The following is a 21,866-nucleotide window of genomic DNA, read 5'->3' on the forward strand; positions in this document are numbered from 1 at the left end:
GGTGGTGTCCGGACCGGAGCGCTTCGCGGTCATCGGCGGAGGCATCCTCGGTACCGCGGTCGCACGCGAGTTGACCACGCGGTTCCCCTCTGCAACGATCACCCTCTTCGAGAAGGAACCGTCGGTCGGACGACATCAGACCGGTCACAATTCAGGCGTGCTGCACGCGGGGCTCTACTACGAGCCGGGCAGCCTCAAGGCCGCGCTGTGCCGCAGGGGCGTGGGCCTGATGACCGAGTACGCGACAGAGAAACGCATCCCATACGAGCAGTGCGGCAAAGTCGTGGTCGCGTTGGAGGCCGAGGAGCGCCCTCGCCTGAGATCGATCTGCGAACGTGCGCGGGCGAACGGCGTCCCGGGAGTCGCCATGGTCGGTCCGAACGGGCTGCGCTCTCTCGAGCCGCACGTGACGGGTATCGAGGCTCTGCACTCGCCCCGCACCGGCATCATCGATTACCGGCGCGTCGCGGAGTGCCTGTCGGATGACATCCGGTCGGCCGGCGGTGCGGTGCACCTCGGCATCGAGATCCTGGACATCGCTTCGGAGCACGCGGGAGTAAGGCTCGTCACGAACGCGGGAGACTTCGTCTTCGATCACACGGTCGTGTGCGGGGGCCTTCAGTCGGACCGCCTCGCCGTCATGGCCGGCTCACGACGCACACCCGCCATCGTGCCGTTTTTCGGCCAGTACCTGTTGCTCGGACCGGAGTTCAGGACCATTACCAACGGCCTCGTCTACCCCGTCCCCGATCCGCGATACCCGTTCCTCGGCGTGCACCTCACCAAGCGGGTCGACGGTGCGATGACCATCGGCCCCAACGCCTTCCTGGCGCTGGACCGCGAACGGTACAGCGGCTTCGGGATCAGGCCCCGGGACCTGCGTGACATCCTGCGCGAACCTGGTTTCTGGCGCTTCGCAGGACACAATCTGCCGAGCGCGTTCCGCGAAGCGCGGGGAGTGCTCTCGCGACGGCGCCTCGTCAGCGAGGCCGCCCGCTACGTCCCCGAGGTGGCGGACGCCGTCACCGTGGCGCTCCCGCGTGGCGTGCGCGCGCAGGCCGTCACCCGCGAGGGTCGGCTCGTCGACGATTTCGTCATCGAGCATCGCGGCGCCCTCACTCTGCTGCGCAACGCGCCCTCACCGGGGGCGACCGCATCGCTCGCCATCGCCGAGTACCTCGTGCGGAGGATCCTCGACGAGCAGTACGGCATCCGCGGGGCATCGACGAACTGAGAACCCAACGGCGACGCCCCGCCCGCACCGTTAGAATCGTTCCCGTGCTGCTCTCCGATCACGACATCAACGCGGAACTCGAGTCCGGGCGCATCGGCCTGACGCCGACCGGCTCCGAGATGGTGCAGCCGTCGAGCGTCGATGTACGCCTCGACCGCTACTTCCGCCTCTTCGACAATCACAAGTACGCGGTCATCGACCCGGCGGAAGAGCAGCCGGAGCTGACCCGTCTCATCGAGGTCGATCCCGCAGAGGGGTTCATCCTGCACCCGGGCGAGTTCGTGCTCGGCTCGACCTTCGAGCGGGTGAGCCTGCCCGACGACATCGCCGCACGTCTCGAGGGCAAGAGCTCGCTCGGTCGCCTCGGGCTGCTCACCCACTCGACCGCGGGCTTCATCGACCCGGGCTTCGAGGGACACGTCACGCTCGAGCTGTCCAACGTGGCCACGCTGCCGATCCGTCTGTGGCCCGGCATGAAGATCGGGCAGCTCTGCTTCTTCAAGCTCTCGTCGCCCGCCGACCGCCCCTACGGCGCCGGCGCCACCTTCTCGCGCTACCTCGGACAGCGCGGCCCCACTGCCTCGCGCTCGCACCTCAACTTCCATCGCGCCGATGTCACCGTGACCGAGGAGGGCGCCCCGGGTGAGTAGCCCGAGGCGCCCGTAGCACCTCAGACAATGACGTTCGAGCAGGCCATCCTGGGCTTCTCCGTCATGGCCGTACTGCTCACGGTCGTGCCCGGCGTCGATACGGCCCTGGTGCTCAGGAGTTCGATCTCCCACTCCCGCGGCTACTCCTGGGCCACCGCGCTGGGCGTGCTCGCCGGGGTGGTCGCCTGGGGAATCGCCGCGGCCGTCGGAGCGAGCGCGCTCCTCGCCGCTTCAGAGACGGCCTACCGGATTCTCAGCGTCGCCGGGGCCGTCTACCTCGCCTGGATGGGACTGAGATTCATCGTCTCGAGCTTCCGCGGTGCCGCAACGCACGGCCAGGACCTCCCCGAGCTGCGGGGCAGCGCATGGCGCGGTTTCGCGACCGGGCTCGTCACCAACCTGCTCAACCCCAAGGTGGGAGTGTTCTACCTCGCAGCGATCCCGCAGTTCGTGCCGGAGGGCGTTTCGCCGATCCTCATGGGCACCCTGCTCGCGCTCGTGCACAACGCTTTCGGTCTCATCTGGTTCGCGGTGATCATCGTCGCCGGCGGGGCGCTCGGCGCGCGCCTCCGGTCACCCCGCTTCATGCGCTGGCTCGATCGCGTCACCGGCGGCGTACTGCTGATGTTCGGGATCCGCTTGGCGCTCGATCTCCGAACCGGGCCCTGACAGGGAGGAGATCCGCGCCCGCGCGGGCGGGATAGTCGACAGCTTCCCGCCCGGGCGACGATCTCCTCCCTGAGCGCGGCGCCCTCCGCCCCCGACCTCGACCCCGCTCAGCGGCGCGCGGCGCGCTCGTCGCGCGCCGCGGTCTTCGCCAGCATCGCGTTGTAGGCCTCGAGCTCGGCGTCCCCCGAGCGATCCGCGGCCCGATCCTTGCGCTTCTGCTCCTTCGCGTCGCTGCGCGACCACTGCACCGCGACCACGAGCGCGAGCGCGAGCGTCGGCAGCTCGCCGATCCCCCACGCGATCCCGCCTCCCGTGTTCTGGTCCTCGAGCGGTGTCGCACCCCAGGTGCGGCCCATCGCGCCGTACCAGTCCGCGAGCAGCAGCCCGTCACCAGTCATGAGCGTCACGCCGAAGAACGCGTGCGACGCCATCGTCGCGAACAGGGTCACCAGTCGCAGCGGGTACGGGAAGCGGTACGGCACCGGATCGACGCCGATCATCGACAGGCTGAACAGGTAGCCCGAGATGAGGAAGTGGATGATCATCCACTGGTGGCCGAGGTGCTCCTCGGCGGCCCAACGTGCGATCGGCGTGAAGTAGAAGACCCACAGGGACCCCGAGAACACGACCGCGGCCACGGCCGGGTGCGTGATGATCTTCGAGTAGGGCGTCGCGATCGCCCACATGATCCACTCGCGACCGCCCCACGAGCCGTCGGTGCGGCGCTCCACGGCCCGCAGCGCGAGCGTGATCGGCGCGCCGAGCACGAGCACGAGGGGAATGAGCATGGTCAGCATCATGTGCCCCAGCATGTGCACGCTGAACAGGTACTGCTCGTACGCGTTGAGCGCGCCGTTGGTCGTGTAGAAGAGCAGCAGCAGGCCGAGAATCCAGGCGACGGTGCGGCCGATGGGCCACCGGTCGCCGCGGCGGGCGAGGCGCAGCACTCCCGCCAGGTACAGCGCGACGCCGAAGACGCACACGAGCACCCACGCGAGGTCGAATTTCCACTCGGTGAGGTAGCTCCCGGCGGTCAGCTCGGGCGGCAGCGGATCGCCGGTGAGCCACTCGGCCGGGCTGATCCTGCCGCCCTGATCGCGAGCCGGCTCGAGCGCGACCGGCGTCGCGGTGCGCCCGAGCGCTCCCGCCACACCGCTCGCGATGCCCATGACGGCGAGCTCCGCGACGACGAACCAGGCGAAAGCCCGGGTCGCACCACTCGCGATACGCGGGATCAGGCGCGAGCGCTGCACCGCGCCGAACACGCCGAGGGCGAGAAGCGCCGCGGTCTTCAGCACCACGAGCTGCCCGTAACCGGTGCCGAACAGCGCGTCGACGGAGCCGATGCGCATCCATGCGCTCACCACACCCGAGGCGAGAACGCCGATGAACGCGAAGAGCGCCAGCGTGGAGTAGCGCGCGGTGAGCACCGCCAGCCGCTGCCGGTCGACGACCCTCGCCACGAAGACCAGGGTGAGCAGACCCCCCAGCCACACCGCCGCGCCGATGAGGTGCACCAGCAGCGCATTGACGGCTAGCCCGTGCCCTGACGCGCCTGCGGCGTGCCCCTGCTGCGCGAGGGGCAGCGTGGAGACCAGGGCGGCGAGCAGCACCAGCAGGGTGAGGCGGCGCCCCCGGATCGCGAAGGCCATCACCGTGGTGACCGCGGCGAGCAGCAACTCGAGCAGCCACAGCCGGCCCAGCTCGATCTCCGTGACGAACTGGGCGAGCCCCGCACCGAACTGCGCATCGGGCGAGAACGCGAGGCCGGATACGTCGACGTAGGTGAAGAGGATCGTCGCCGCGCTCGCGACGGTGAGCACGGCGGCCGACGCCGCGGCGAGATCCATTGCGGTCCGCGTCTCTGCGGGCGGCTCGCCTCCCCCGCGGGATGCGGGCGCGTGCGTGCGGGTCCCGCTTGCGTGCGAGGCCGGGTTGAGGCCCGCGAGCGCCCAGACGGCCATCACCACGGAGCCGATGAGCCCCGCCATCGACACGTTCACGAGCGTGCGCGAGACGGGAAGGCCGAAGCGCACGATCGCGCCGGGATCGGCCAGTGCGCGCTCATCGGCCGCGCCCCCGATCGAGAGCCCGATGATCAAGGCTACGAGGGTCGCCGCGAGCAGGGTGGCGGGCGCGAGCACGCGCAGGTATCGGGGCACCGAACCAGCCTAACCCGGCCGCCCGGGCGTCTCCTCTACACCGACACCGCGGCGCCCGCCCCTGAACGCAGAGAGCCCCGGCGGCGCCGAGGCGCGACCGGGGCTCTCTGAGGGTGAAGAAGTTACTTCACGGCAGCCTTGAGCTTCGAGCCGACCGAGACCTTCACACGCTTGCCGGCGGGGATCTCGATGGTCTCACCGGTGCGGGGGTTGCGGCCGGTGCGGGCAGCGGTGGTCGCGGTCTCGAAGGAGATCCAGCCCGGGATCGACACCTTGTCGCCACCGGCGACGGTCTCGGAAACCGCGGCGAAGAGGCCGTCGATAACGCTCGAAACGGCGGCCTGGCTCTGGCCGGTCTCGGCCGCGATCTTAGCGACGAGCTCAGTCTTGTTGAGTGCCATGTTGTGTCCTTCCAGGGCGAGACGCGCGGCGCCGGCCCCTGATCTTGTTCAGGTGTCCCCCACCCGTTGGGAGGGTCCGATCGGTTGATCGCGTACGAATCTACCCCAATTCGGCGGAATCTCGCGGATTTCGACCGATTTCAGAGGAGATTTCTCAGTCAGGGGCTCGTGCGGGCGCGACCGGAGCGCAGACCGAACTCACCTCCGGGCACCGAGCGGACGTATCCTGTGTGTACCCCATGCACGCACACCGCCCCGTGAGGGCGCTCGATCCCCCTTGAGTAGGACCATGCCGGAACTCGACGACATCTCACTGCACCGGGTCAGTACCGCGGAGGCAGTCTCCGACGCGCTCGTCGGTCTGATCGTCTCGGGCGCGCTCAAGGTCGGTGAGCCGCTGCGCGAGTCGAGCCTCGCCACGAAGCTCGGCGTCTCCCGCAATTCGCTGCGGGAGGCCATCCGCCTGCTCGAGCGCAGCCGCCTCGTCAAGTACGAAATCCACCGCGGCGCCGTCGTCAGCACCCCTACGGCGAGGGACCTCGAGGATCTCTACCGCACCCGCATCGAGCTCGAGCTCTCGGGGGCTCGGCAGGTGCCCGACGAGCAGCAGCTGCGGCGACTCGACGCGGCCTTCGAAGTGCTCGTGAGCGCGGCCGATCAGAACGCGCCCGAGCAGATCGTCGCGGCCGACCTTGACCTGCACCAGGCCATCGTCGACCTGCTCGGCAGCGAGCGGATCAGCGCCTTCTACCGCCTGATCTGCAAGGAGCTCGTGTTCTACTTCACCGTGCTGTCGTACACGGACGAGGAGTACGTGAATCCGCAGGTCTCGATCGTGAATCGCCACCGCGGCATCTACGACGCGATCCGCGAGGGCGACCGCGACGTGGCCGTCGAATTGCTGCGCGAGCACATCGAAGGCAACTACCGTCGACTGAGCGAGATCCTCGCGGGAGGCGAGACGCCCGCCGCGAGAATCTGACGCGGCTCAGAGCGCCGCGAACGCGTCATCGAGGATCGCGAGCGCCTCGTCGATGAGGGCGTCCGAGATGTTGAGCGCCGGCAGCAGCCGCAGCACGTGCCCGTCGCTGCCGCCGGCCATGACGAGCAGACCATGCTCGGCCGCGTGTCGGCTCACCGCGCGGAAGGCCGCGGGGTCGGGCGCGCCGTCCTCGTCGATCAGCTCGACGCCGTGCAGGGCGCCGAGCCCTCGCACGTCGCCGATCAGGGGGTAGCGCTCCTGTAGCGCGCGCAGCCCGCTCTGAAGACGCTCCCCGATCTCGCGCGTGCGCTCGAGGAAGCCGGGCTCGCGCAGCTGCCGCAGCACCTCGACCGCTGCGGCGCAGCCGACGGGGTTGCCGCTGAAGGTGCCGCTCAGGCCTCCGGCGGGGATCGCGTCCATGATCTCGGCGCGCCCGGTCACCGCCGAGACCGGGATGCCGGCGGCGAGCGCCTTCGCGGTCACGACGAGGTCGGGCACGAAGTCGAAGTGCTCGCTCGCGAAGAGCTCGCCGGTGCGGCCGAGGCCCGTCTGGATCTCGTCGGCGATGATCACGATGCCGTGCTCGTTGCACCAGGCCTGCAGCGTCTCGAGGTAGCCGGGCGCGGGCACGGTGACGCCGCCCTCGCCCTGGACGGGCTCGATGACGAGGCAAGCCAGGTTGTCGGCGCCGGAGATCTTCTCGAGGTGCGCGATGGCCCGCTTCGCCACGACGGCGCCGTCGAGACCGTCGCGATAGGGGTAGGAGTTCGGCACGCGGTAGATCTCGCCGGGGCGGGGGCCGACGCCGGCCGAGTACGGCTGCGCCTTGTAGTTCATGCCGAGCGTGAGATTGGTGCGGCCGTGGTAACCGTGGTCGACGACGGCGATGCCGTTGCGCCGGGTGTGGGCGCGCGCGAGCTTCACGGCGTTCTCGATGGCCTCGGCACCGGTGGAGCTGAGCGCAGACTTCTTCGGGAAGTCGCCCGGGGTGATCTCGCCAAGGAGGCGCGACACCTCGACGTAGAGCTCGTAGGGGGTCACGCCGAAGAGGGTGTGCGTGAAGCGGCGGGTCTGCTCGATCGCGGCCTCGATCGCGGCGGGGTTGCCGTGCCCGAGCGAGGTCACGCCGATGCCGCAGCCGAAGTCGATGAACTCGTTGCCGTCGATGTCGGTGAGTACCGATCCCTCGGCGCGATCGATGTAGATGGGCAGCAGCGGGCTCACGGAAGCCGAGACGTGCTGCTCCTTGAGCGCGTGCGCGGCGCGCGACTTCGGGCCCGGCACTTCGGTGCGGACGCGCTGCGGACGATCGGTGATGGTGGTGGTCATGCGGGTTCTCCTGGTCTCGGGTTCGCCCGGTCGTGCCGGGCGGGGTGGGTGAGGGGCGAGGCGATGGGTGAAGGGCGGGGCGGATCGGCCGAGTCCGGATCGACCGGGCTCAGGCGGTCTCGCGCCTCGAGATGTTGTAGAAGCGGATCTCTTGGTACTCCTCGAGGCCCTCGCCGGAGCCCTCGCGCCCGAGGCCCGACTGCTTGACGCCGCCGAACGGCGCGGCGGGCGTCGTCGGCACGCCGTTGTTGATGCCGACGAGGCCGGTCTCGAGGGCGTCCGCGACGTTGAGCGCCCGGTCGAGGCTCTCGGTGAAGACGTAGCCGGCGAGCCCGAAGGGGGTGTCGTTGGCGGCCGTCAGCACCTCCTCCTGAGTCGCGAAGCGGCTGATCGCGGCGACGGGGCCGAAGATCTCGGTGTTCGCGATGTCGGCGCCCGCGGGCACTCGGTCGAGCACGGTCGCCTCGAAGAAGTGCCCGGCTCCGTCGAGGGCCTTCCCGCCCGCCCGGAGGTCCGCGCCGCGCTCCACCGCGTCGTCGACGAGGCGGGCGAAGTTCGCGACGGCGCGGTCGTCGATCACGGGGCCGAGCGCCGCGCCCTCCGCGACGGCGTGGCCGAGCTGCACCTGAGACATGCGCTCGCTGAAGGCGGCGACGAAGTCGTCCGCGATACCGTCCTGCACGTAGATGCGGTTGGCCGCGACGCACGACTGGCCGCCGTTGCGCAGTTTGGCGGCGATCGTGCCCTCGACCGCACGCTCGAGGTCGGCGTCGTCGAAGACGATGAGCGGTGCGTTGCCCCCGAGCTCCATCGAGCTCTTCACCACGTGCTTCGCGGCCAGCCCCATGAGCTCGGAGCCCACGCCGGTGGATCCCGTGAACGAGATCTTGCGCACGCGCGGGTCGGCGAGCACAGCCTCGCTGAACGCCCCGGAATGCTTCGTGGTGACGACGCGCATGAGCTCGCGCGGCACGCCGGCCTCCGCCATGAGCTCGACGGTGAGCACCGTCGTGAGCGGGGTCAGGCTCGCAGGCTTGATGACCGATCCGCACCCTGCGGCGAGCGCGGGGGCGATCTTGCGGGTGATCATCGCCATGGGGAAGTTCCAGGGGGCGATGAGCAGCGCGAGGCCAACCGGTGCGCGGCGGGTGAGGATGGTGGATCCGCCCGCCGGGTTCTCGCGGAACCCTCCGGCGGGGCGCAACAGCTCGTCGGCGTACCACCGCACGTAGTCGGCCGCGTACTGCACCTCGCCGCTCGCCTCCGCGCGCGTCTTGCCCATCTCGCGGCTGATCACGTAGGCGAGGCGCTCGCGGTTCTCGATGAGCACGTCGTAGACGCGGTGGAGCACGTCGGAGCGGTGCCGCGGGGCCGTCTTGGCCCAGGCGCGCCCGGCCTCGTCGGCGATGCCGACCTGCTCGAGCGCGTAGTCGACGGAGCGGCTCGGCAGCGTCGCGATGCGCTGCTCTGTGGAGGGGTCGAGCACTGCGAACTCGTCGGCGCCGGGCTCGTGGTTCGAGAAGCCGGGCAGGCTCTCGAGCGCGCGTTCCGACGCGGCGAGCCGCTCGGGCGAAGGCAGCAGTACAGACATCGATGTCCTCTCTCAGAAAGAAGCTTGGCTTGTTAAATTGTAGCCTTGTCCTACAATTTTTGCCAACAGTATTGATCCGCGTTCCCCGCGGTCGCGAGAGGGGCGGATCCGCGTCGGCCGATCCTCGTCCGCCTACTTGGCGAGGTACCCGCCCTCGACCGGGATCGACACGCCGGTGAGGTACGCGGCCTCGTCGGAGGCGAGGAACTTCACGACCGCCGCGACGTCCTCGGGCTCGGCGATGCGGCCCATCGGGATCGCCTCGGCGACCCGCTCCGCCTCGGCCTCGGGGTCGGGCAGACCCTCGAGCCACTCCTGGTAGAGCGGGGTGCGGGTCATACCGGGGGCGACCGCGTTCACTCGGATGTCGAACGGCGCGAGGTCGATCGCGGCGGCCTTCGTGAAGGCGAGGATCGCACCCTTCGAGGCGCTGTAGACGCCCATCGTCGGCACCCCGATGCTCGCGAGACGGGAGGTGATGTTGATGATCGCGCCCCCGTGCCCCTGCTCCCGCATGCGCCTGGCGGCCGCGATGAGCAGGTTCATGGTGCCGAAGGTGTTCGTCTCGAAGGTCGCGCGGATCTCGTCCTCCCCGACCTCGAGCAGGTCATTGGTGTGATCGATCGCGGCGTTGTTCACGAGCACGTCGACGCGGCCGAACGCCTCGACGACCCGCCCGACGAGGTCGGCGGCGGCGCCAGGGGCGCTAAGGTCGGCGGCGAAGAAGCGGGCGCGCTCGCCGAGATCGGCGACCACGGCCTCCCCCCGCTCGACCGAGCGACCGACCACCGCCACGGCGAAGCCGCTGTCGATGAGCTGCTGCGCGATGACCACTCCGATGCCAGAGGTCGCCCCCGTGACGATCGCGGTCTTCGTCTGCGTCATGTTCTCTCCACTCCTATTCATGCCCGGTCCGCCGTCTCTGCTGTCCCTGCGATCTCCGCCGTCCCTGCGAGCTCCGCAGTTCCGCCGGGCTCCGCACGCACCGCGCTCCCCGCGGCGCCGGCTGCGAGCCGGAGCGCGATGAGCGTGTAGGCCCGCGCCGCGATGAGCAGGTGCTCGACGCGCACGCTCTCGTCGGGCTGGTGCGCTTGGTTGTTGATATCGCCCGGCCCGAGGATCACGGTGGGGGCGCCGTGGAAGGCCGCGATGAAACCGCCCTCGCAGGCCGCAGTCCACCCGGTGACCCGCCTCTCGCCGCCGAGTTCGGCGACGGCCCCGGAGGCGATCGTCACGAGCTCGGAATCGGGATCCGTGCGGAACCCGGGCATCTCCATGTCCACCTCTCCGCGCACCTCGACGCGGTCGGCGCCGGCCATGCCGCACGCGGCGATGTCGGTTCGTACACGGGCGAGGAGACCGGCGAGCACGACCCGGGGATCCTCGCCCGGCATCGTCCGGCGGTCGACCGTGAGGATCGTCTGCCGCGGCACCATCGAGGTGCCGCTGCCGCCGGCGATGGTGCCCACGTTCCAGGTCGGCCCGCCGAGCAGCGGATCCCGCTCCCCCTCCGCGGCCGCGAGGTGCTCCTCGCGCACGAGCTCGACCACGCGGCTCGCGGCGTAGATGGAGCTCGCGCCGTCCTCGGGTCGGCCCGCGTGAGCCGACGCTCCGAGGCACTCGACGACGAAGTTGCTCGCGCCGCGGCAGCCGATCACCGTGTCGAGGTCGGTGGGCTCCGCGACGATGCAGGCGAGGTAGCGGCGGGGCGATCCCTCGCTCAGCGCCTCGGCGGCTCCGAGCGCCGCGATCACTCCCTGGGCGCGATCCTCCTCGTCGCCCGTGCAGAGCAGCTCGAGCCGCAGCCCAGGCGCGACGGCGTGTACGGCCTCCATCGCGGCGAGCACCGCGGCGAGGCCGCCCTTCATGTCGGTCGCGCCGCGGCCGATGACGAGGCCGTCTCGCACCCGCGGCTCGAAGGGGTCGGCGCTCCAGCCCTCGCCGGCGGGCACGACGTCGCTGTGCCCGAGGAAGAGGATCGAGGGCCCGGAATCGGGGCCGAGCACGGCCCGCAGGTTCTCGCGTCCGGGCGCGAACTCCTGCGTGGAGACGGTCGCCCCGATCCGCTCGCACGCGGCGCGCAACCGGCGCACGGTCTCGGCCTCGGTGCCGCCGGGGTTCTCGCCCCGGCCGCGGATGAGCTCGCAGGTATCGTCGACGATGCGGTCGCGGTCGATCAGCTCGAGCGCGCGCTGCTCCAACCCGGGCTGCTCAGCCGCGGCGGATCCGGCGGCGCGATCCGCGGCGGTCACCGCGCGCCTCCGACGGTGCGGCGGATCGCCCGGGCCAGTCGCGCGACGCCCGCTTCGATGCGCTCGGGAGACGACGTGGCGAAGCAGAGGCGCAGCGCGCCCCGCATCGACTCGTCGACGGTGAACGCCGGCCCCGGGATGTAGGCGACGCCCTCAGCGAGCGCCGCGGGGAAGAGCTCCTCGGTGTCGACGCCGGCCAGCTCCCCCGCGAAGGTGACCCAGAGGAAGAACCCGCCCTCGGGATCGGTCGCCACCGCGGTATCGCCGAAGTGACGCGCGAGCGACGCCCGCATGGCCTCCTTGCGCTCGCGGTAGACGGGCAGCATGCGCGCGACGTGGCGTTCGAGATGCCCGGCCGCGAGGAGGCTCGCGGCCGCGCGCTGCACCGGCACGCTGCTGCAGGTGTCCATGGCCTGCTTCGCGTTGATCGCGAGTTCGCGCACGGCGGGGTCGACATCGATCCACCCCGTGCGCAGCCCGGGCGCGATGGTCTTCGAGAAGGTGCGCACCTGGAAGAGGAGCGGGTGCCCGGGGGCGATCTCGGCGAAGCTCGGCACGCTCTCCCCCTCGAAGCGGAGCATGCCGTAGGGGTCGTCGTCGATGATCATCGCGCCCCAGCGCTCGGCCAGCTCGATGAGCCGCTCGCGCCGCTCGCGGCTCATCGTCACGCCGGTGGGGTTCTGGAAGTTCGGGATCGTGTAGATCGCGTGCGGAGCCCGGCCCTTCGCCGCCACGAGCTCGGGCAGCGCCTCCACCACGAGGCCGGCGTCGTCGACCGGCGCCGGCAGCACCTCGGCGCCGTAGCTCAGGGCCGTGGCGTTGCCGTTGCTGTAGGTCGGGGCCTCGGCGATGACCAGGTCGCCCGGGTCGGTGAAGAGCTTGAACGCGATGTCGAGCCCCTGCATGCCGCCGCTCGTGACGAGCAGGCGCTCGTCGGAGGTCTGCACCCCGAGGCGGTCGCTGAGCGCCAGGATCTGCTCGCGCAGCACCGGCTCGCCCTGCGTCTCGGCGTAGTCGTAACGACCCTCTGCGGTGCGGGTGAACGCCTCGTCGATCTCGGCCATCGGCATGAGATCCTCGCTCGGCGCGCCCATCGCGAAGCGCACGATGTCGTGCTGCTGCTCGGCGAGCAGCGCCGTCGAGGCGTCGATCACCGAGCCGACGAGGAGGTCGGTCCGATCGGCGAACGGCGGGGTGAGTTGGGTGACGGCCATGCTCAGGCTCCCTTCACGATGAGCCGACGCGGAGCGTCGGTGAAGACCTCGGCGCCTCCCGGTGCGACGCGCACCGACTCCGACGCCTCGAAACCGTAGCCGGTCATCCACATGCCGGCGATCACGTGGAACGTCATGTTCTCCTGCAGCTCCGTCCTGTCGTCGGCCCGCAGGCTCACGGTGCGCTCGCCCCAGTCGGGCGGGAAGCCGACGCCGATCGAGTAGCCGAGGCGCGACTTCTTCTCGAGGCCGTATCGGCGCAGCACGCGGTCGAACGCGGCCTGCACATCGGCTGACGTGCTGCCCGGCCTCAGCGCCTCAAGCGCCGCGTTCAGCCCCTCGACCGTGACCCCCGCGAGACGGTCGAGTTCGGCGGTCGGGCGGCCGAGCGACACGGTGCGCGCGAGCGGTGCGTGATACCGGCGGTGCACGCCCGCGAGCTCGATCGACACCGCCTCGTTCGCGGCCATCCGCTCGGCGGTCCAGGTGAGGTGCGGGGTATCGGCGCCCTCGCCATGCATGAACATCGGCACGATGGCTGGGTAGTCGCCGTCGGCGCCCCCGTCGAGGTCGCCGCGCGCCTGCGCGGCCATGACCTCGGACGCGATCTCGTTGAGCGGCCGCCCCTCGGCGACGGCGTCGACCGCGCAGCGCATGGCCTCGCTAGCCACGAGCCCGGCCTTGCGCATCTGCGCGATCTCGAAGTCCGACTTCACGAGGCGCACCCAGTTCACGAGCTCGCGGCTCTCGACCAGCTCCCACTCGGGCAGGCCGTCGCGCAGGGCGAGGTACGAGCGCACGGCGAAGAAGTGCGCGTCGCCCTCGAACCCGATGCGCATCGATCCCGCGCCGCCACCGCTCGCGAAGCCGCGCTCGCGCAGCTGCTCGGCCACCCACGCCATCGGGTGGGTGTCGGGCCGGTGCACGAGCGCCTCGGGGTAGCCGAGCACGTCGACGCCGTACCGAAGCGCGGTGCGGTGCGCGCCGAGCGCGTCCATCTCGCGCATCGCGAGCACCGGTTCGCCCTCGACGGGCACGTAGAAGATCTGCGGGGTGTAGAACGACCACGCGTTGTACCCCGTGAGGTAGAAGATGTTCGCCGGGTCGGCGACGACGAGGCCGTCGAGGCCCAGCTCGCGCATCGCGTCTCGCACCGCGGCGAGCCGCCGATCCAACTCCGCCGTCTGCAGCACCTGTGCCGCCATCTGCTCCTCCTCGCCCGTCAGCTGCTCTGCTCCCTCCACCGTAGGGCACCTCCACCGTTCATTCTCGCCCACGAGTATCATTAGTACCGTTCATCTTCAATTCACGATGGAGGAGCGATGCTCGACGCCAACAAACTCGTGCTGCTGCGAGAGGTCGCGCTGCGCGGCAGCCTCACGGCCGCGGCCGCGTCGCTGCGGGTGAGCCCCTCGAACGTCTCCCAGCGCCTCGGTCGGCTCGAGCGGGAGTGCGGCGTGCCGCTGCTCGAGACCGAGGGCCGCGGCGTGCGGCTCACCGCCGCGGCCGAGCGCCTCGTAGCTCGCACGGAAGAGGTGCTTGCGGTGCTGGAGCGGGCCGAGAGCGAGCTCGCGGAGTCGCGCGACGCCCTGAGCGGCACCGTGCGGCTCGTCGCGTTCCACACCTTCGCGATCGGCATGCTCGCCGCGATCACCCGCCGCCTCGGCGGCATCGCCCCGGCTCTGACGCTCGAGTTCGTGCAGCTCGACCCCGAGGCCGCGGTCGACAGGCTGCTCGCCCGGCGCGCGGACGTCGCCGTGGCCGACGAGTACCCCGGCCACCCCCTTCCGCCGGCGCCCGGCCTGCTCGCCGCGCCCCTCGGCCGGGAGCCGATCCGCGCTTACCTCCCCTCGGGCGCGACCGACCCCGCCGAGACCGCCTGGGCGATGGAGCCGCGCTCCTCCGACTCCTTCCGCTGGAGTCTCGGCGTGTGCCGCAGCGCCGGATTCGAGCCGCGGGTGCGCTTCGAGTCGCCCGATCCGCACGTGCATCGCCGCCTGCTCGAACAGGGCGTGGCGGCCGCGTTCCTTCCGGCCTCGGCCGCGGAGGGGCTCCCCGACTCGGTGGTGCCGGTGCCCGGCTTCCCGACTGACATGCACCGCAGCCTCACCACCCTCGTCAGGCGCGGTACCGACCGCTCGCCGGCCGTCATCGCGTGCCGCACCGCCATCGAGGCCGCCTGGGCGTCGCGGTCACGGCCCGCCGACGGCGAGGAGGCTGAACCGCGCGACACGACACGGTGAGGCCGGATCTCGCGCGGCACAGTGAAACCGGATCTCGCGCACCCTCTCAACCAATCGTGTAGCCGCCGTCGACGGGCAGCACCGCACCCGTGATGTAGGCCGAGTCGGGAGCGGCGAGGAACACGACCGCCCCCGCGATGTCGCCCGGAGCCGCGAGACGCGCGAGCGGGATGCGACCCGTCACCTCGGCCTCGGCGGCGGCGGGATCGGGCTGCTCGCCCAGCCAGTTCTCGATGAGCGGCGTCTTGGTCATGCCCGGCGCGACCGCGTTCACGCGGATGCCCAGCGGGGCGAGCTCGACCGCGGCCGCGACCGTGAACGCGTTGATCGCCCCCTTGGTGGCGGCGTAGCCGCTCACGCCCGGCATCCCGACGCGCGCCAGGCGCGAGCTGATGTTCACCACTGCGCCGCCCGGCCCGCCTCCGCCCTCGTGCGCCGCGAGCAGCGGGGCGAGGCGTTGCGTGAGCAGCATGTGCGAGACGACGTTGAGCGACATGGTCTCGAGCAGGCTTTCGCGCTGCAGCTCGCCGATGCGGTCGTTGTGCCGGCGCCCCACGTTGTTCACGAGCGCCATGAGCGGTCCGAATCGGTCGTCGAGCTGTTCGGCGAGGCGATCGGGCGCGTCGGCTGCCGCGTGGTCGACCTCCACGAACCTCGTGCGCGCCGGGAGCGGATCGATCGGCGCCCGCCGCCCCGTGACGACGACGCCGAACCCCCGCTCCACGAGGCCGCGCGCGATCGCGAGGCCGATGCCCGAGGTGCCGCCCGTCACGACCGCGGTGCCGAGCGGCCGCGTCGAAGACTCGCCGGCCGCGCGATCCCCCGACGCCCGTCTCTCGCTGTGCAGCCCGTTTATCTCTGCGTGCGACTCCTCCGCGGTCATGCCTCCTCCGATCCGCCCCGCAGCACACCGCCGGGGTCGTGCGTCGCGGCCCCTCCGACGGCCGTGGCGATCACCTCGATGTCGCCGATGCGCGACGGGTCGACCCGCGTCGGATCGTCGCCGAGCAGCACGAAGTCGGCGAGAAACCCCGGGAGCAGACGGCCCTTCTCCGCGCCCCAGCCGGTCACCTCTGCCGAGCCCGCGGTGTAGGCCCGCAGCGCCTGCTCGGTGCTGAGCCGCTCATCGGGTCCGTACACCCACGAGCTCGCGGTCAGGCGCTCGACCGCGGCCTGCATCACGGCGAGTGGACGCCCGTCGGCCACCGGGCGGTCCGAGCTGCCCGCCACGGGCAGGCCGTGGCGCAGCAGACTGCCGAGCCGGAAGGACCGCTCGGAGCGCGCGTCCCCGATGTAGTCGCGGAAGCCGTCGCCGTAGACCCGCATGAAATAGGGCTGCGCGACGATCGACGTGCCGAGCTGCGCGAGGGCGGCGACCTGCGCCTCAGTGACCACACCGCCGTGCTCGATGCGGTGCGGCAGCGGCGGCCGCACCCCCTCGCCGCGCAGCTGCCGGAGGATGTCGATCGCGAGGCCCACCGCCTCGTCGCCGACCGCGTGCATCGCGAGCGCCCATCCGGCCCGGCCCGCGTCGAGGGCGCGCCGTCGCATCTCGTCGACGTCGCCCTGGAAGTAACCGTGGTTGCTCGGGCAGTTGTGGTACCCCTCCGACATGCGGGCGGTGTTACCGAGGATCGAACCGTCGAGGAAGATCTTCACCGGGCCGAGTTGCAGCCGGTCATCGCCGAGCCCGCTGCGCACTCCGCCCGGCAACCCCCGGAAGCTGCGGCCGTCGCTGCTGAGCGGCACCTCTCCGAGCACGTCCGATACGAGCATCGGCTGCATCCTCGTGCGCAGCGCGCCGGCCTCGAGCGCGGCCTGATAGGCGGCGAACTCCTGGGCGCTGTGCCCGATCCACCCGCCTCCGATGCCCGCGTCGGTGACGCTCGTGAGGCCCTCCGCCGCGTATCGGGCGGTGGCGGCGTCGAGCGCGGCGACGATCTGCTGCTGCGGGGCGGGCAGCATGCGATCCTGCACGAGCGACATCGCCGTCTCCTCGAGCAGCCCGGTGGGCCTCCCGTCGGCGTCGCGGACCACCGAACCGCCGTCGATGCGCTCCGAGCCCGTGATGCCGAGCTCCTCGAGCGCGCGCCGGTTCACGAAGCACGAGTGCCCCGAGGTGTGCTTGATCCACACGGGCCGCCCTCCGGCCGCGGCGTCGAGCCGATCCGCGTTGGGGTACCGCCCGCCGGTGTCCATCTGGTTGTACCCCGAGGCCACCAGCCACTCGCCCGCGGCGAGCCCGCCCGCCGCGCGCTCGACGCGGGCGTACAGGTCGTCGAGGCCGGTGCAGGCGGCGAGGTCGGTCTCGAGCAGCGTGTGCCCGAACCAGACCGAGTGCGCGTGCGCGTCGTTGAAGCCCGGCACCACAACCGCGCCGCCCGCGTCGATGCGCCGCCCCGCGCGCAGACCGTCGCAGTCCTCTCCGATCGCGACGATCCGCCCGCCGAGCAGGGCGATCGCGTCCGTCTCCGGCACCCGCTCGTGCTGGGTGAGCACCCGGGCGTTCTCGAGGATCGCGTCGACACGCATGCGGCTCAGCTCTCCCCCGGCGCCGGGATGCGGGTGCCCGGGGGAACGATGGCGACGGGCTGGGTGCGGATCGACACCCCGCTCGTCTCCTTCATCATCAGCGCGGCGACGAGACCGACGAGACAGGCCGCCATCATGTAGAGCGCCGGCATGAGCCGGAAGCCCGTTGACTCGATGAGCGCCTCGTTGGCCATGGGCGCAGTGCCGCCGAAGAGAGCGGTGGCGACGTTGTAGGTGATGGCGAATCCCGCGTACCGCACGTGGGTCGGGAAGAAGGCCGGGAAGGTCGCCGAGATGGTGGCCAGCTGCGGGATGTACAGCAGGCCGAGCACCAGGAACGCGACCAGCGCCCAGACGAAGCCCTGCGCCATGAGCATGTACATGGGCAGCGCCATCACGATGAGACCGATGAGGGAGAAGACCCACAGCGGCTTGCGGCCGACCCTGTCGGAGAGCTTGCCGAAGAACGGCACGAGCAGCATCATGCCGAGCTGGCCAAGCAGGAACACGGTCAGCGAGGTTTCGGCGGAGAGGTTGATGGTGTGCTCGAGGTAGGTCGGCATGTACGTCAGCAGCGTGTAGTTCACCACGTTCAGGGCGATGACGAGGCCGGTCATGATGAGCATGGCCTTGCGGTAGTGCGAGAACAGCTCGCGCCAGACGCCGCGCGTGTTCTCCTTCTCGGCCTTCGCGGCGGCCTCCTCCTGCTCCTGGAAGACGGGGGTGTCCTCGATCCGGCTGCGCAGGTAGAGGCCGATGAGGCCCATCGGCCCCGCGATGAGGAACGGGATGCGCCAGCCCCACTCGGCCATGGTGTCCTGGCCAAGCAGCAGCGTCGCCGCGAGCACGATCGCCGATCCGAGCACAAAACCGCCGAGCGTGCCGAACTCGAGGAAGCTGCCGTAGAAGCCGCGCTTCTTGTCGGGCGCGTACTCGGCCATGAACGTGGCGGCACCACCGTACTCGCCGCCGGTCGAGAAGCCCTGCACCATGCGCAGGAAGATGAGGAGGGCGGGCGCGAGAAAGCCGGCCTGCTCGAAGGTCGGCAGGATGCCGACCGCGAAGGTGGCGCCCGCCATGAGCAGGATCGTGAGCGCGAGCACCTTCTTGCGTCCGAGCTTGTCGCCGAGCGGCCCCCAGAACATGCCGCCCAGGGGGCGCACGAGGAAGGACAGGGCGAAGGTCGCGAGCGCCCAGACCGTGCCGGTGCCCGTGTCGGAGGGGAAGAAGTTGATGGTGATGTAGGTCACGGCGACCGCGTAGACGCCGTAGTCGAACCACTCGGTGGCATTGCCGATGGCCGAGGCGGCGATGGCTTTGCGCAGGGTGGCCTTGTCAGGTTCGATGCGTTTGTCGGGTGCTGTCGTACTCATGATGCGTTCGCTGCTCCTTTGCAACTGGTCGTGAATGGTTCGATTCCGAGACCGTGCCCCCTCACGGCCGAGGACGCCGACGGTCGGCGCGATCCCCCGGGCTTCCCGCCCCTATCTCCTCCAAGCTACTCAAACAGCCGCCCGAAGTCTTCGATGGGCGTCAGCACCCCCGCGAGGCGCAGCCCCTGCCACAGGGTGACCTGGTTCGCCGTGAGCACCGACTTGCCGAGCGTCTCCTCGAGCCGCGGAACGAGCCTGGCGGTGTGCATGGCCGTGTCTGGCAGGAGCACTGCTTCGGCCTCCTCGGGGTTGTTGCTGCGAGCGAGTTCGACCACGCCGTCGTCGTCGAGCTCTCCTGCGAGCGCCGCGGTTTCGATGTCGTGGCTCACCAGGGAGACGACGGTGACACCCGCGTCTTCGAGCAGCCTTCGGAAGTGCACGGAGACGTCCTCGGGGTAGGTCGCCGCGATCGCCACGCGGGTCGCACCGAGATGGCGGATCGCGTCGACGAACGCGAGGGAGGTCGACGACGCGGGGATCCTGAGTGCCTCGCCGACCTCCGCCGCCTGCCGCTCGGCCCCCTCGAGTCCGAACACGAAGCTGCCGGAGGTGCAGGCCCAGACGATCGAGTCGGGGGACTCGCTCCGCAGCGCCTCGGCCCCCTCGAGCAGCCGCTCGCTGCGGCCGAGGTCGAGCAGAGCGTCGACCTCGTGCGCGTCGACCCCGACCGAGGTGTGCACAAGCCGGAGCTCGACCCCCTCCGGCACAAGCGTCTGCATGTACGGGTAGTCGTCCTCAGCGCCGTAGCCGGGGTAGAGAAAGCCGATCGTCGTCATCGGAGTCCTTTCAACGGTGGTCTCGCGGCCGGACGCCTGCCCGTCGCCGCGAGCGGATCCTCTGCGACCCGCCATGGAACGCTACCCTATCGGACATTCCGATTGTTGACAATTTTCGTTCGACGACCATAATCTGGAGACGCACGGGCGAACACTCGCACCGTCGACCACGCGCACGGGCGCCCGGCGCCCGCCGACCACGAGGGAGTGCTCATGAGCCGCTACATCACCATCACCCTGCTCAAGCGCGGCGTCAGCTGCCGCGCACGGCTGCTCGACGACGAGGCACCGCGCACGGCGGGCGCCGTGTGGGACGCGCTGCCGCAGGAGGGCCAGGTCTACCACGGCAAGTACGCCCGCAACGAGATCTACAACCTCGTGCCCGCCTTCGCCCCCGAGGAGCCGGGGCCGGAGAACACGACCATCACGCCGATCCCCCGCGACGTCTGCTACTTCAGCTTCTCGGAGACCGAGCTCGGCAATCCCGGCTACGGCTACCGGGAGGGCGAGGGCGGCGACACCGGCAAGAGCATCGTCGACCTCGCGGTCTTCTACGGCCGCAACAACCTGCTCATCAACGGCGACAAGGGCTGGATTCCCGGCAACGTCTTCGCCACGATCGAGGAGGGCTTCGAGGAGTTCGCGGCCGCCTGCCAGGACCTGTGGATGAACGGGGCCGCGGGCGAGACGCTGCGGTACGAGCGGGCGTAGGCGCGGCGCAGAGGGAGGGGAGGATCTGAACTGCTCCCTGAAAGTTGGACTGATTAATTCAGTTCCGACGACCAGGGAGCAGTTTCATGCATCCACGTAGTTCGCTTTCTGATGACCACCGTGTAGCGGCGGTAGCGTTGTTCGAGGACGGGTGGGGGCCGGATGCGGTCGCCACTCTCCTTGAGTCCCGGTTGAACCCGATTCGTCGGCTCTATGACCGATGGCGGGTGCGTGGGAGTAGGACATTGCTGATGAAGCCGACGAAGGCGTCGTACTCGTTCGAGCTCAAACTCGAGATCGTCACCCGGTTTCTCGCCGGTGAGACCAAGGCGGAGCTGGCTCGCGAGTTCGCTCTGTCCTCGCCGAAGTTGGTCGAGACGTGGGCGCGGAAGTATCGGAATGAGGGCGAGGATGCGCTCGGTCCCAAACGCCCGGGCAGACCGCCCGGGCCGACCGTTGAGCCGAGCGAGGCGAATGAGATGGCGCGGTTGCGGCGGGAGAATGCGCGGCTTCAGGCGGAGGTCGCGTATCTGGGAAAACTGCGGGCCTTGATGGAGCAGCAACGACGGTCAAAGTGAACGCCGTCGTGACCCTCAAGGCAGACCACTCCCTCACCGACCTGCTCGCCGCCGCGGGCCTTGCCCGATCGACGTTCTTCTACCACCAGGCCCGCCTGGACGTCCCCGACCCGCACGCCGAGCTGAAGGCCGCCATCACCGACGTGTTCACCGTGAACAAGGCGCGTTACGGGTATCGGCGCGTGCACAGCGTGCTGGTGAGAACCGTGTGGCGGGTGAACCGCAAGACCGTGCTGAAGCTGATGCGCCAGCTCGGCCTGGCCTCCACATCCCGCCGCAAACGGCGATACGCGTCCTACCGGGGTGAGACCGGCCAGATCGCGGAGAACATCCTGGACCGCGACTTCACGGCGCAGTCGATGCACGAGAAGTGGGTCACGGATGTGACCGAGTTCCGTGTCGGCGACGACAAGCTCTATCTGTCCCCGGTGATGGATCTGTGCAACGGGGAGATCATCGCGTTCTCAACGAGCCGGTCACCGAACCTGGAACTGACGAACAGCTCCCTGTCCGCCGCGATCGAAACGCTCGAGACCGACCAGCATCCGCTGGTGCACTCCGATCAGGGGTTCCAGTATCAGCACAGGTCCTGGCGGGCGCTGCTGACTGAAGCCGGCGCGACGCAGTCGATGTCCCGCAAGGGCAACTGCTTCGACTGTCAGTCTGTTTGTACCCAGTCTCGCAAGGATTGGGGAGTCCCGGTCGGAGTGGTCTGGCTCGTGTTTTGATTGGCCCGCATGGTGCCTTTGCGTTGATCTGTCGGCCCTCCGTCCGGGCAGCGCAATAGAAGCGCTGCCACCGGACGAGGCGTGACCTAATAGGAGCCTGGAGCATACTTTCGATAGCGTCCCCGTGACAGTCCTGTCCCCTCGCCGGTGACAGCGTGAACCCCACGATAACCGGCAGAGGAGAGCACCGCTATGACCCAAGAAACACCCTCCCGTTCAGGGCACGTCGTGATCGGCGTCGACACGCATAAACATATCCACGTCGCTGCCGTGATGGACACGATCGGAGGGATCCTCGCGACACTTACGATCGCGACCGATACCGCTGGGTTCAAGCAGCTCCTCGCCTGGGCTGAGAGCTTCGGGAAGGTCATCTCCTTC

General features: G+C 70.1%; 21 protein-coding genes. 9 read left to right on the top strand and 12 right to left on the bottom strand.

Translation table 11 applies throughout. The features are described 5' to 3' along the window. Positions 1–4 precede the first annotated feature (4 nt). The 3 genes from lhgO to AC0KXF_RS06535 are packed head-to-tail and all read left to right on the top strand — an operon-like array spanning position 5 to position 2,553. Positions 5–1,234 (top strand): L-2-hydroxyglutarate oxidase, encoded by a 1,230-nt coding sequence (gene lhgO / locus AC0KXF_RS06525; protein ID WP_473108394.1) that lies wholly within the window; start codon positions 5–7, stop codon positions 1,232–1,234. 44 nt (positions 1,235–1,278) lie between these two features. Then, on the top strand, positions 1,279–1,884 hold the full coding sequence (gene dcd / locus AC0KXF_RS06530; protein ID WP_473108395.1) for a dCTP deaminase: 606 nt from the start codon (positions 1,279–1,281) through the stop codon (positions 1,882–1,884). 27 nt (positions 1,885–1,911) lie between these two features. Beyond that, the gene (locus AC0KXF_RS06535; protein WP_473108396.1) at positions 1,912–2,553 is read left to right on the top strand and encodes a LysE family translocator; all 642 of its coding nucleotides are present in this window, start codon (positions 1,912–1,914) and stop codon (positions 2,551–2,553) included. Between the two features lie 107 nt (positions 2,554–2,660). On the opposite strand, the gene AC0KXF_RS06540 is transcribed toward AC0KXF_RS06535, so the two are convergent. Together AC0KXF_RS06540 and AC0KXF_RS06545 are read right to left on the bottom strand one after the other, a co-directional pair. Beyond that, positions 2,661–4,715, bottom strand: a complete 2,055-nt coding sequence (locus AC0KXF_RS06540) for a bifunctional copper resistance protein CopD/cytochrome c oxidase assembly protein (RefSeq protein WP_473108397.1) — start codon at positions 4,713–4,715, stop codon at positions 2,661–2,663. Between the two features lie 122 nt (positions 4,716–4,837). After that, a complete protein-coding gene (locus tag AC0KXF_RS06545; RefSeq protein ID WP_017884001.1) occupies positions 4,838–5,116 on the bottom strand; it encodes an HU family DNA-binding protein in 279 nt (92 codons plus the stop codon). 289 nt (positions 5,117–5,405) lie between these two features. Between AC0KXF_RS06545 and AC0KXF_RS06550 the strand changes: the two genes are divergently transcribed. After that, positions 5,406–6,098, top strand: a complete 693-nt coding sequence (locus AC0KXF_RS06550) for a GntR family transcriptional regulator (protein WP_473108398.1) — start codon at positions 5,406–5,408, stop codon at positions 6,096–6,098. Between the two features lie 6 nt (positions 6,099–6,104). Here the strand turns inward: AC0KXF_RS06550 and AC0KXF_RS06555 are convergent, their stop codons facing one another. From AC0KXF_RS06555 to AC0KXF_RS06580, 6 genes are all read right to left on the bottom strand, one after another. Continuing rightward, the gene (locus tag AC0KXF_RS06555; protein WP_473108399.1) at positions 6,105–7,427 is read right to left on the bottom strand and encodes an aspartate aminotransferase family protein; all 1,323 of its coding nucleotides are present in this window, start codon (positions 7,425–7,427) and stop codon (positions 6,105–6,107) included. Between the two features lie 109 nt (positions 7,428–7,536). Continuing rightward, positions 7,537–9,018, bottom strand: a complete 1,482-nt coding sequence (locus AC0KXF_RS06560; protein ID WP_473108400.1) for an NAD-dependent succinate-semialdehyde dehydrogenase — start codon at positions 9,016–9,018, stop codon at positions 7,537–7,539. A 132-nt stretch (positions 9,019–9,150) separates the two neighbouring features. Beyond that, the gene (locus tag AC0KXF_RS06565; RefSeq protein ID WP_473108401.1) at positions 9,151–9,903 is read right to left on the bottom strand and encodes an SDR family NAD(P)-dependent oxidoreductase; all 753 of its coding nucleotides are present in this window, start codon (positions 9,901–9,903) and stop codon (positions 9,151–9,153) included. 17 nt (positions 9,904–9,920) lie between these two features. Then, the gene (locus AC0KXF_RS06570; protein ID WP_473108402.1) at positions 9,921–11,270 is read right to left on the bottom strand and encodes a M20 family metallopeptidase; all 1,350 of its coding nucleotides are present in this window, start codon (positions 11,268–11,270) and stop codon (positions 9,921–9,923) included. After that, positions 11,267–12,484, bottom strand: a complete 1,218-nt coding sequence (locus tag AC0KXF_RS06575; RefSeq protein WP_473108403.1) for an aminotransferase-like domain-containing protein — start codon at positions 12,482–12,484, stop codon at positions 11,267–11,269. Before AC0KXF_RS06575 ends, AC0KXF_RS06570 begins: the two co-directional genes overlap by 4 nt. A 2-nt stretch (positions 12,485–12,486) precedes the next feature. Beyond that, positions 12,487–13,728 (bottom strand): M24 family metallopeptidase, encoded by a 1,242-nt coding sequence (locus tag AC0KXF_RS06580; protein WP_473108404.1) that lies wholly within the window; start codon positions 13,726–13,728, stop codon positions 12,487–12,489. A 78-nt stretch (positions 13,729–13,806) separates the two neighbouring features. Between AC0KXF_RS06580 and AC0KXF_RS06585 the strand changes: the two genes are divergently transcribed. Then, on the top strand, positions 13,807–14,727 hold the full coding sequence (locus AC0KXF_RS06585) for a LysR family transcriptional regulator (protein WP_473108405.1): 921 nt from the start codon (positions 13,807–13,809) through the stop codon (positions 14,725–14,727). 46 nt (positions 14,728–14,773) lie between these two features. On the opposite strand, the gene AC0KXF_RS06590 is transcribed toward AC0KXF_RS06585, so the two are convergent. The 4 genes from AC0KXF_RS06590 to AC0KXF_RS06605 all read right to left on the bottom strand — a co-directional run bounded on the left by AC0KXF_RS06590 (position 14,774) and on the right by AC0KXF_RS06605 (position 19,543). Further along, positions 14,774–15,610: an SDR family NAD(P)-dependent oxidoreductase gene (locus AC0KXF_RS06590; protein WP_473108406.1), complete on the bottom strand. Its 837-nt coding sequence runs from the start codon at positions 15,608–15,610 to the stop codon at positions 14,774–14,776. Beyond that, positions 15,607–17,259, bottom strand: a complete 1,653-nt coding sequence (locus AC0KXF_RS06595; protein WP_473108407.1) for an amidohydrolase — start codon at positions 17,257–17,259, stop codon at positions 15,607–15,609. The genes AC0KXF_RS06590 and AC0KXF_RS06595 overlap by 4 nt, the downstream gene beginning before the upstream one ends. 5 nt (positions 17,260–17,264) lie before the next feature. Further along, positions 17,265–18,632: an MFS transporter gene (locus tag AC0KXF_RS06600; RefSeq protein WP_473108408.1), complete on the bottom strand. Its 1,368-nt coding sequence runs from the start codon at positions 18,630–18,632 to the stop codon at positions 17,265–17,267. Between the two features lie 125 nt (positions 18,633–18,757). Next, positions 18,758–19,543, bottom strand: a complete 786-nt coding sequence (locus AC0KXF_RS06605; protein ID WP_473108409.1) for a maleate cis-trans isomerase family protein — start codon at positions 19,541–19,543, stop codon at positions 18,758–18,760. A gap of 138 nt (positions 19,544–19,681) precedes the next feature. Here AC0KXF_RS06605 and AC0KXF_RS06610 point away from each other — a divergent pair, with 138 nt between their 5' ends. The 4 genes from AC0KXF_RS06610 to AC0KXF_RS06625 form a co-directional block, all read left to right on the top strand. Then, on the top strand, positions 19,682–20,179 hold the full coding sequence (locus AC0KXF_RS06610; protein WP_473108410.1) for a DUF3830 family protein: 498 nt from the start codon (positions 19,682–19,684) through the stop codon (positions 20,177–20,179). Between the two features lie 251 nt (positions 20,180–20,430). Next, positions 20,431–20,757 (top strand): transposase, encoded by a 327-nt coding sequence (locus AC0KXF_RS06615; protein ID WP_473108418.1) that lies wholly within the window; start codon positions 20,431–20,433, stop codon positions 20,755–20,757. Beyond that, a complete protein-coding gene (locus tag AC0KXF_RS06620; RefSeq protein WP_473108411.1) occupies positions 20,754–21,485 on the top strand; it encodes an IS3 family transposase in 732 nt (243 codons plus the stop codon). Before AC0KXF_RS06615 ends, AC0KXF_RS06620 begins: the two co-directional genes overlap by 4 nt. A gap of 192 nt (positions 21,486–21,677) precedes the next feature. Further along, the coding region (locus tag AC0KXF_RS06625; RefSeq protein WP_473108412.1) for an IS110 family transposase at positions 21,678–21,866 on the top strand (189 nt) is incomplete at its 3' end.

This window comes from Leucobacter holotrichiae, assembly GCF_055791005.1.

What these genes read in the sequence shown, in the direction of transcription:
- AC0KXF_RS06545 (WP_017884001.1), bottom strand. Translation starts at nt 5,116, where the DNA reads ATGGCACTCAACAAGACTGAGCTCGTCGCTAAGATCGCGGCCGAGACC.
- AC0KXF_RS06595 (WP_473108407.1), bottom strand. Translation starts at nt 17,259, where the DNA reads ATGCGTGTCGACGCGATCCTCGAGAACGCCCGGGTGCTCACCCAGCAC.
- AC0KXF_RS06560 (WP_473108400.1), bottom strand. Translation starts at nt 9,018, where the DNA reads ATGTCTGTACTGCTGCCTTCGCCCGAGCGGCTCGCCGCGTCGGAACGC.
- AC0KXF_RS06555 (WP_473108399.1), bottom strand. Translation starts at nt 7,427, where the DNA reads ATGACCACCACCATCACCGATCGTCCGCAGCGCGTCCGCACCGAAGTG.
- AC0KXF_RS06610 (WP_473108410.1), top strand. Translation starts at nt 19,682, where the DNA reads ATGAGCCGCTACATCACCATCACCCTGCTCAAGCGCGGCGTCAGCTGC.
- AC0KXF_RS06550 (WP_473108398.1), top strand. Translation starts at nt 5,406, where the DNA reads ATGCCGGAACTCGACGACATCTCACTGCACCGGGTCAGTACCGCGGAG.
- AC0KXF_RS06535 (WP_473108396.1), top strand. Translation starts at nt 1,912, where the DNA reads ATGACGTTCGAGCAGGCCATCCTGGGCTTCTCCGTCATGGCCGTACTG.
- AC0KXF_RS06565 (WP_473108401.1), bottom strand. Translation starts at nt 9,903, where the DNA reads ATGACGCAGACGAAGACCGCGATCGTCACGGGGGCGACCTCTGGCATC.
- AC0KXF_RS06585 (WP_473108405.1), top strand. Translation starts at nt 13,807, where the DNA reads ATGCTCGACGCCAACAAACTCGTGCTGCTGCGAGAGGTCGCGCTGCGC.
- AC0KXF_RS06600 (WP_473108408.1), bottom strand. Translation starts at nt 18,632, where the DNA reads ATGAGTACGACAGCACCCGACAAACGCATCGAACCTGACAAGGCCACC.
- AC0KXF_RS06575 (WP_473108403.1), bottom strand. Translation starts at nt 12,484, where the DNA reads ATGGCCGTCACCCAACTCACCCCGCCGTTCGCCGATCGGACCGACCTC.
- AC0KXF_RS06590 (WP_473108406.1), bottom strand. Translation starts at nt 15,610, where the DNA reads ATGACCGCGGAGGAGTCGCACGCAGAGATAAACGGGCTGCACAGCGAG.
- AC0KXF_RS06605 (WP_473108409.1), bottom strand. Translation starts at nt 19,543, where the DNA reads ATGGCGGGTCGCAGAGGATCCGCTCGCGGCGACGGGCAGGCGTCCGGC.
- AC0KXF_RS06615 (WP_473108418.1), top strand. Translation starts at nt 20,431, where the DNA reads ATGAAGCCGACGAAGGCGTCGTACTCGTTCGAGCTCAAACTCGAGATC.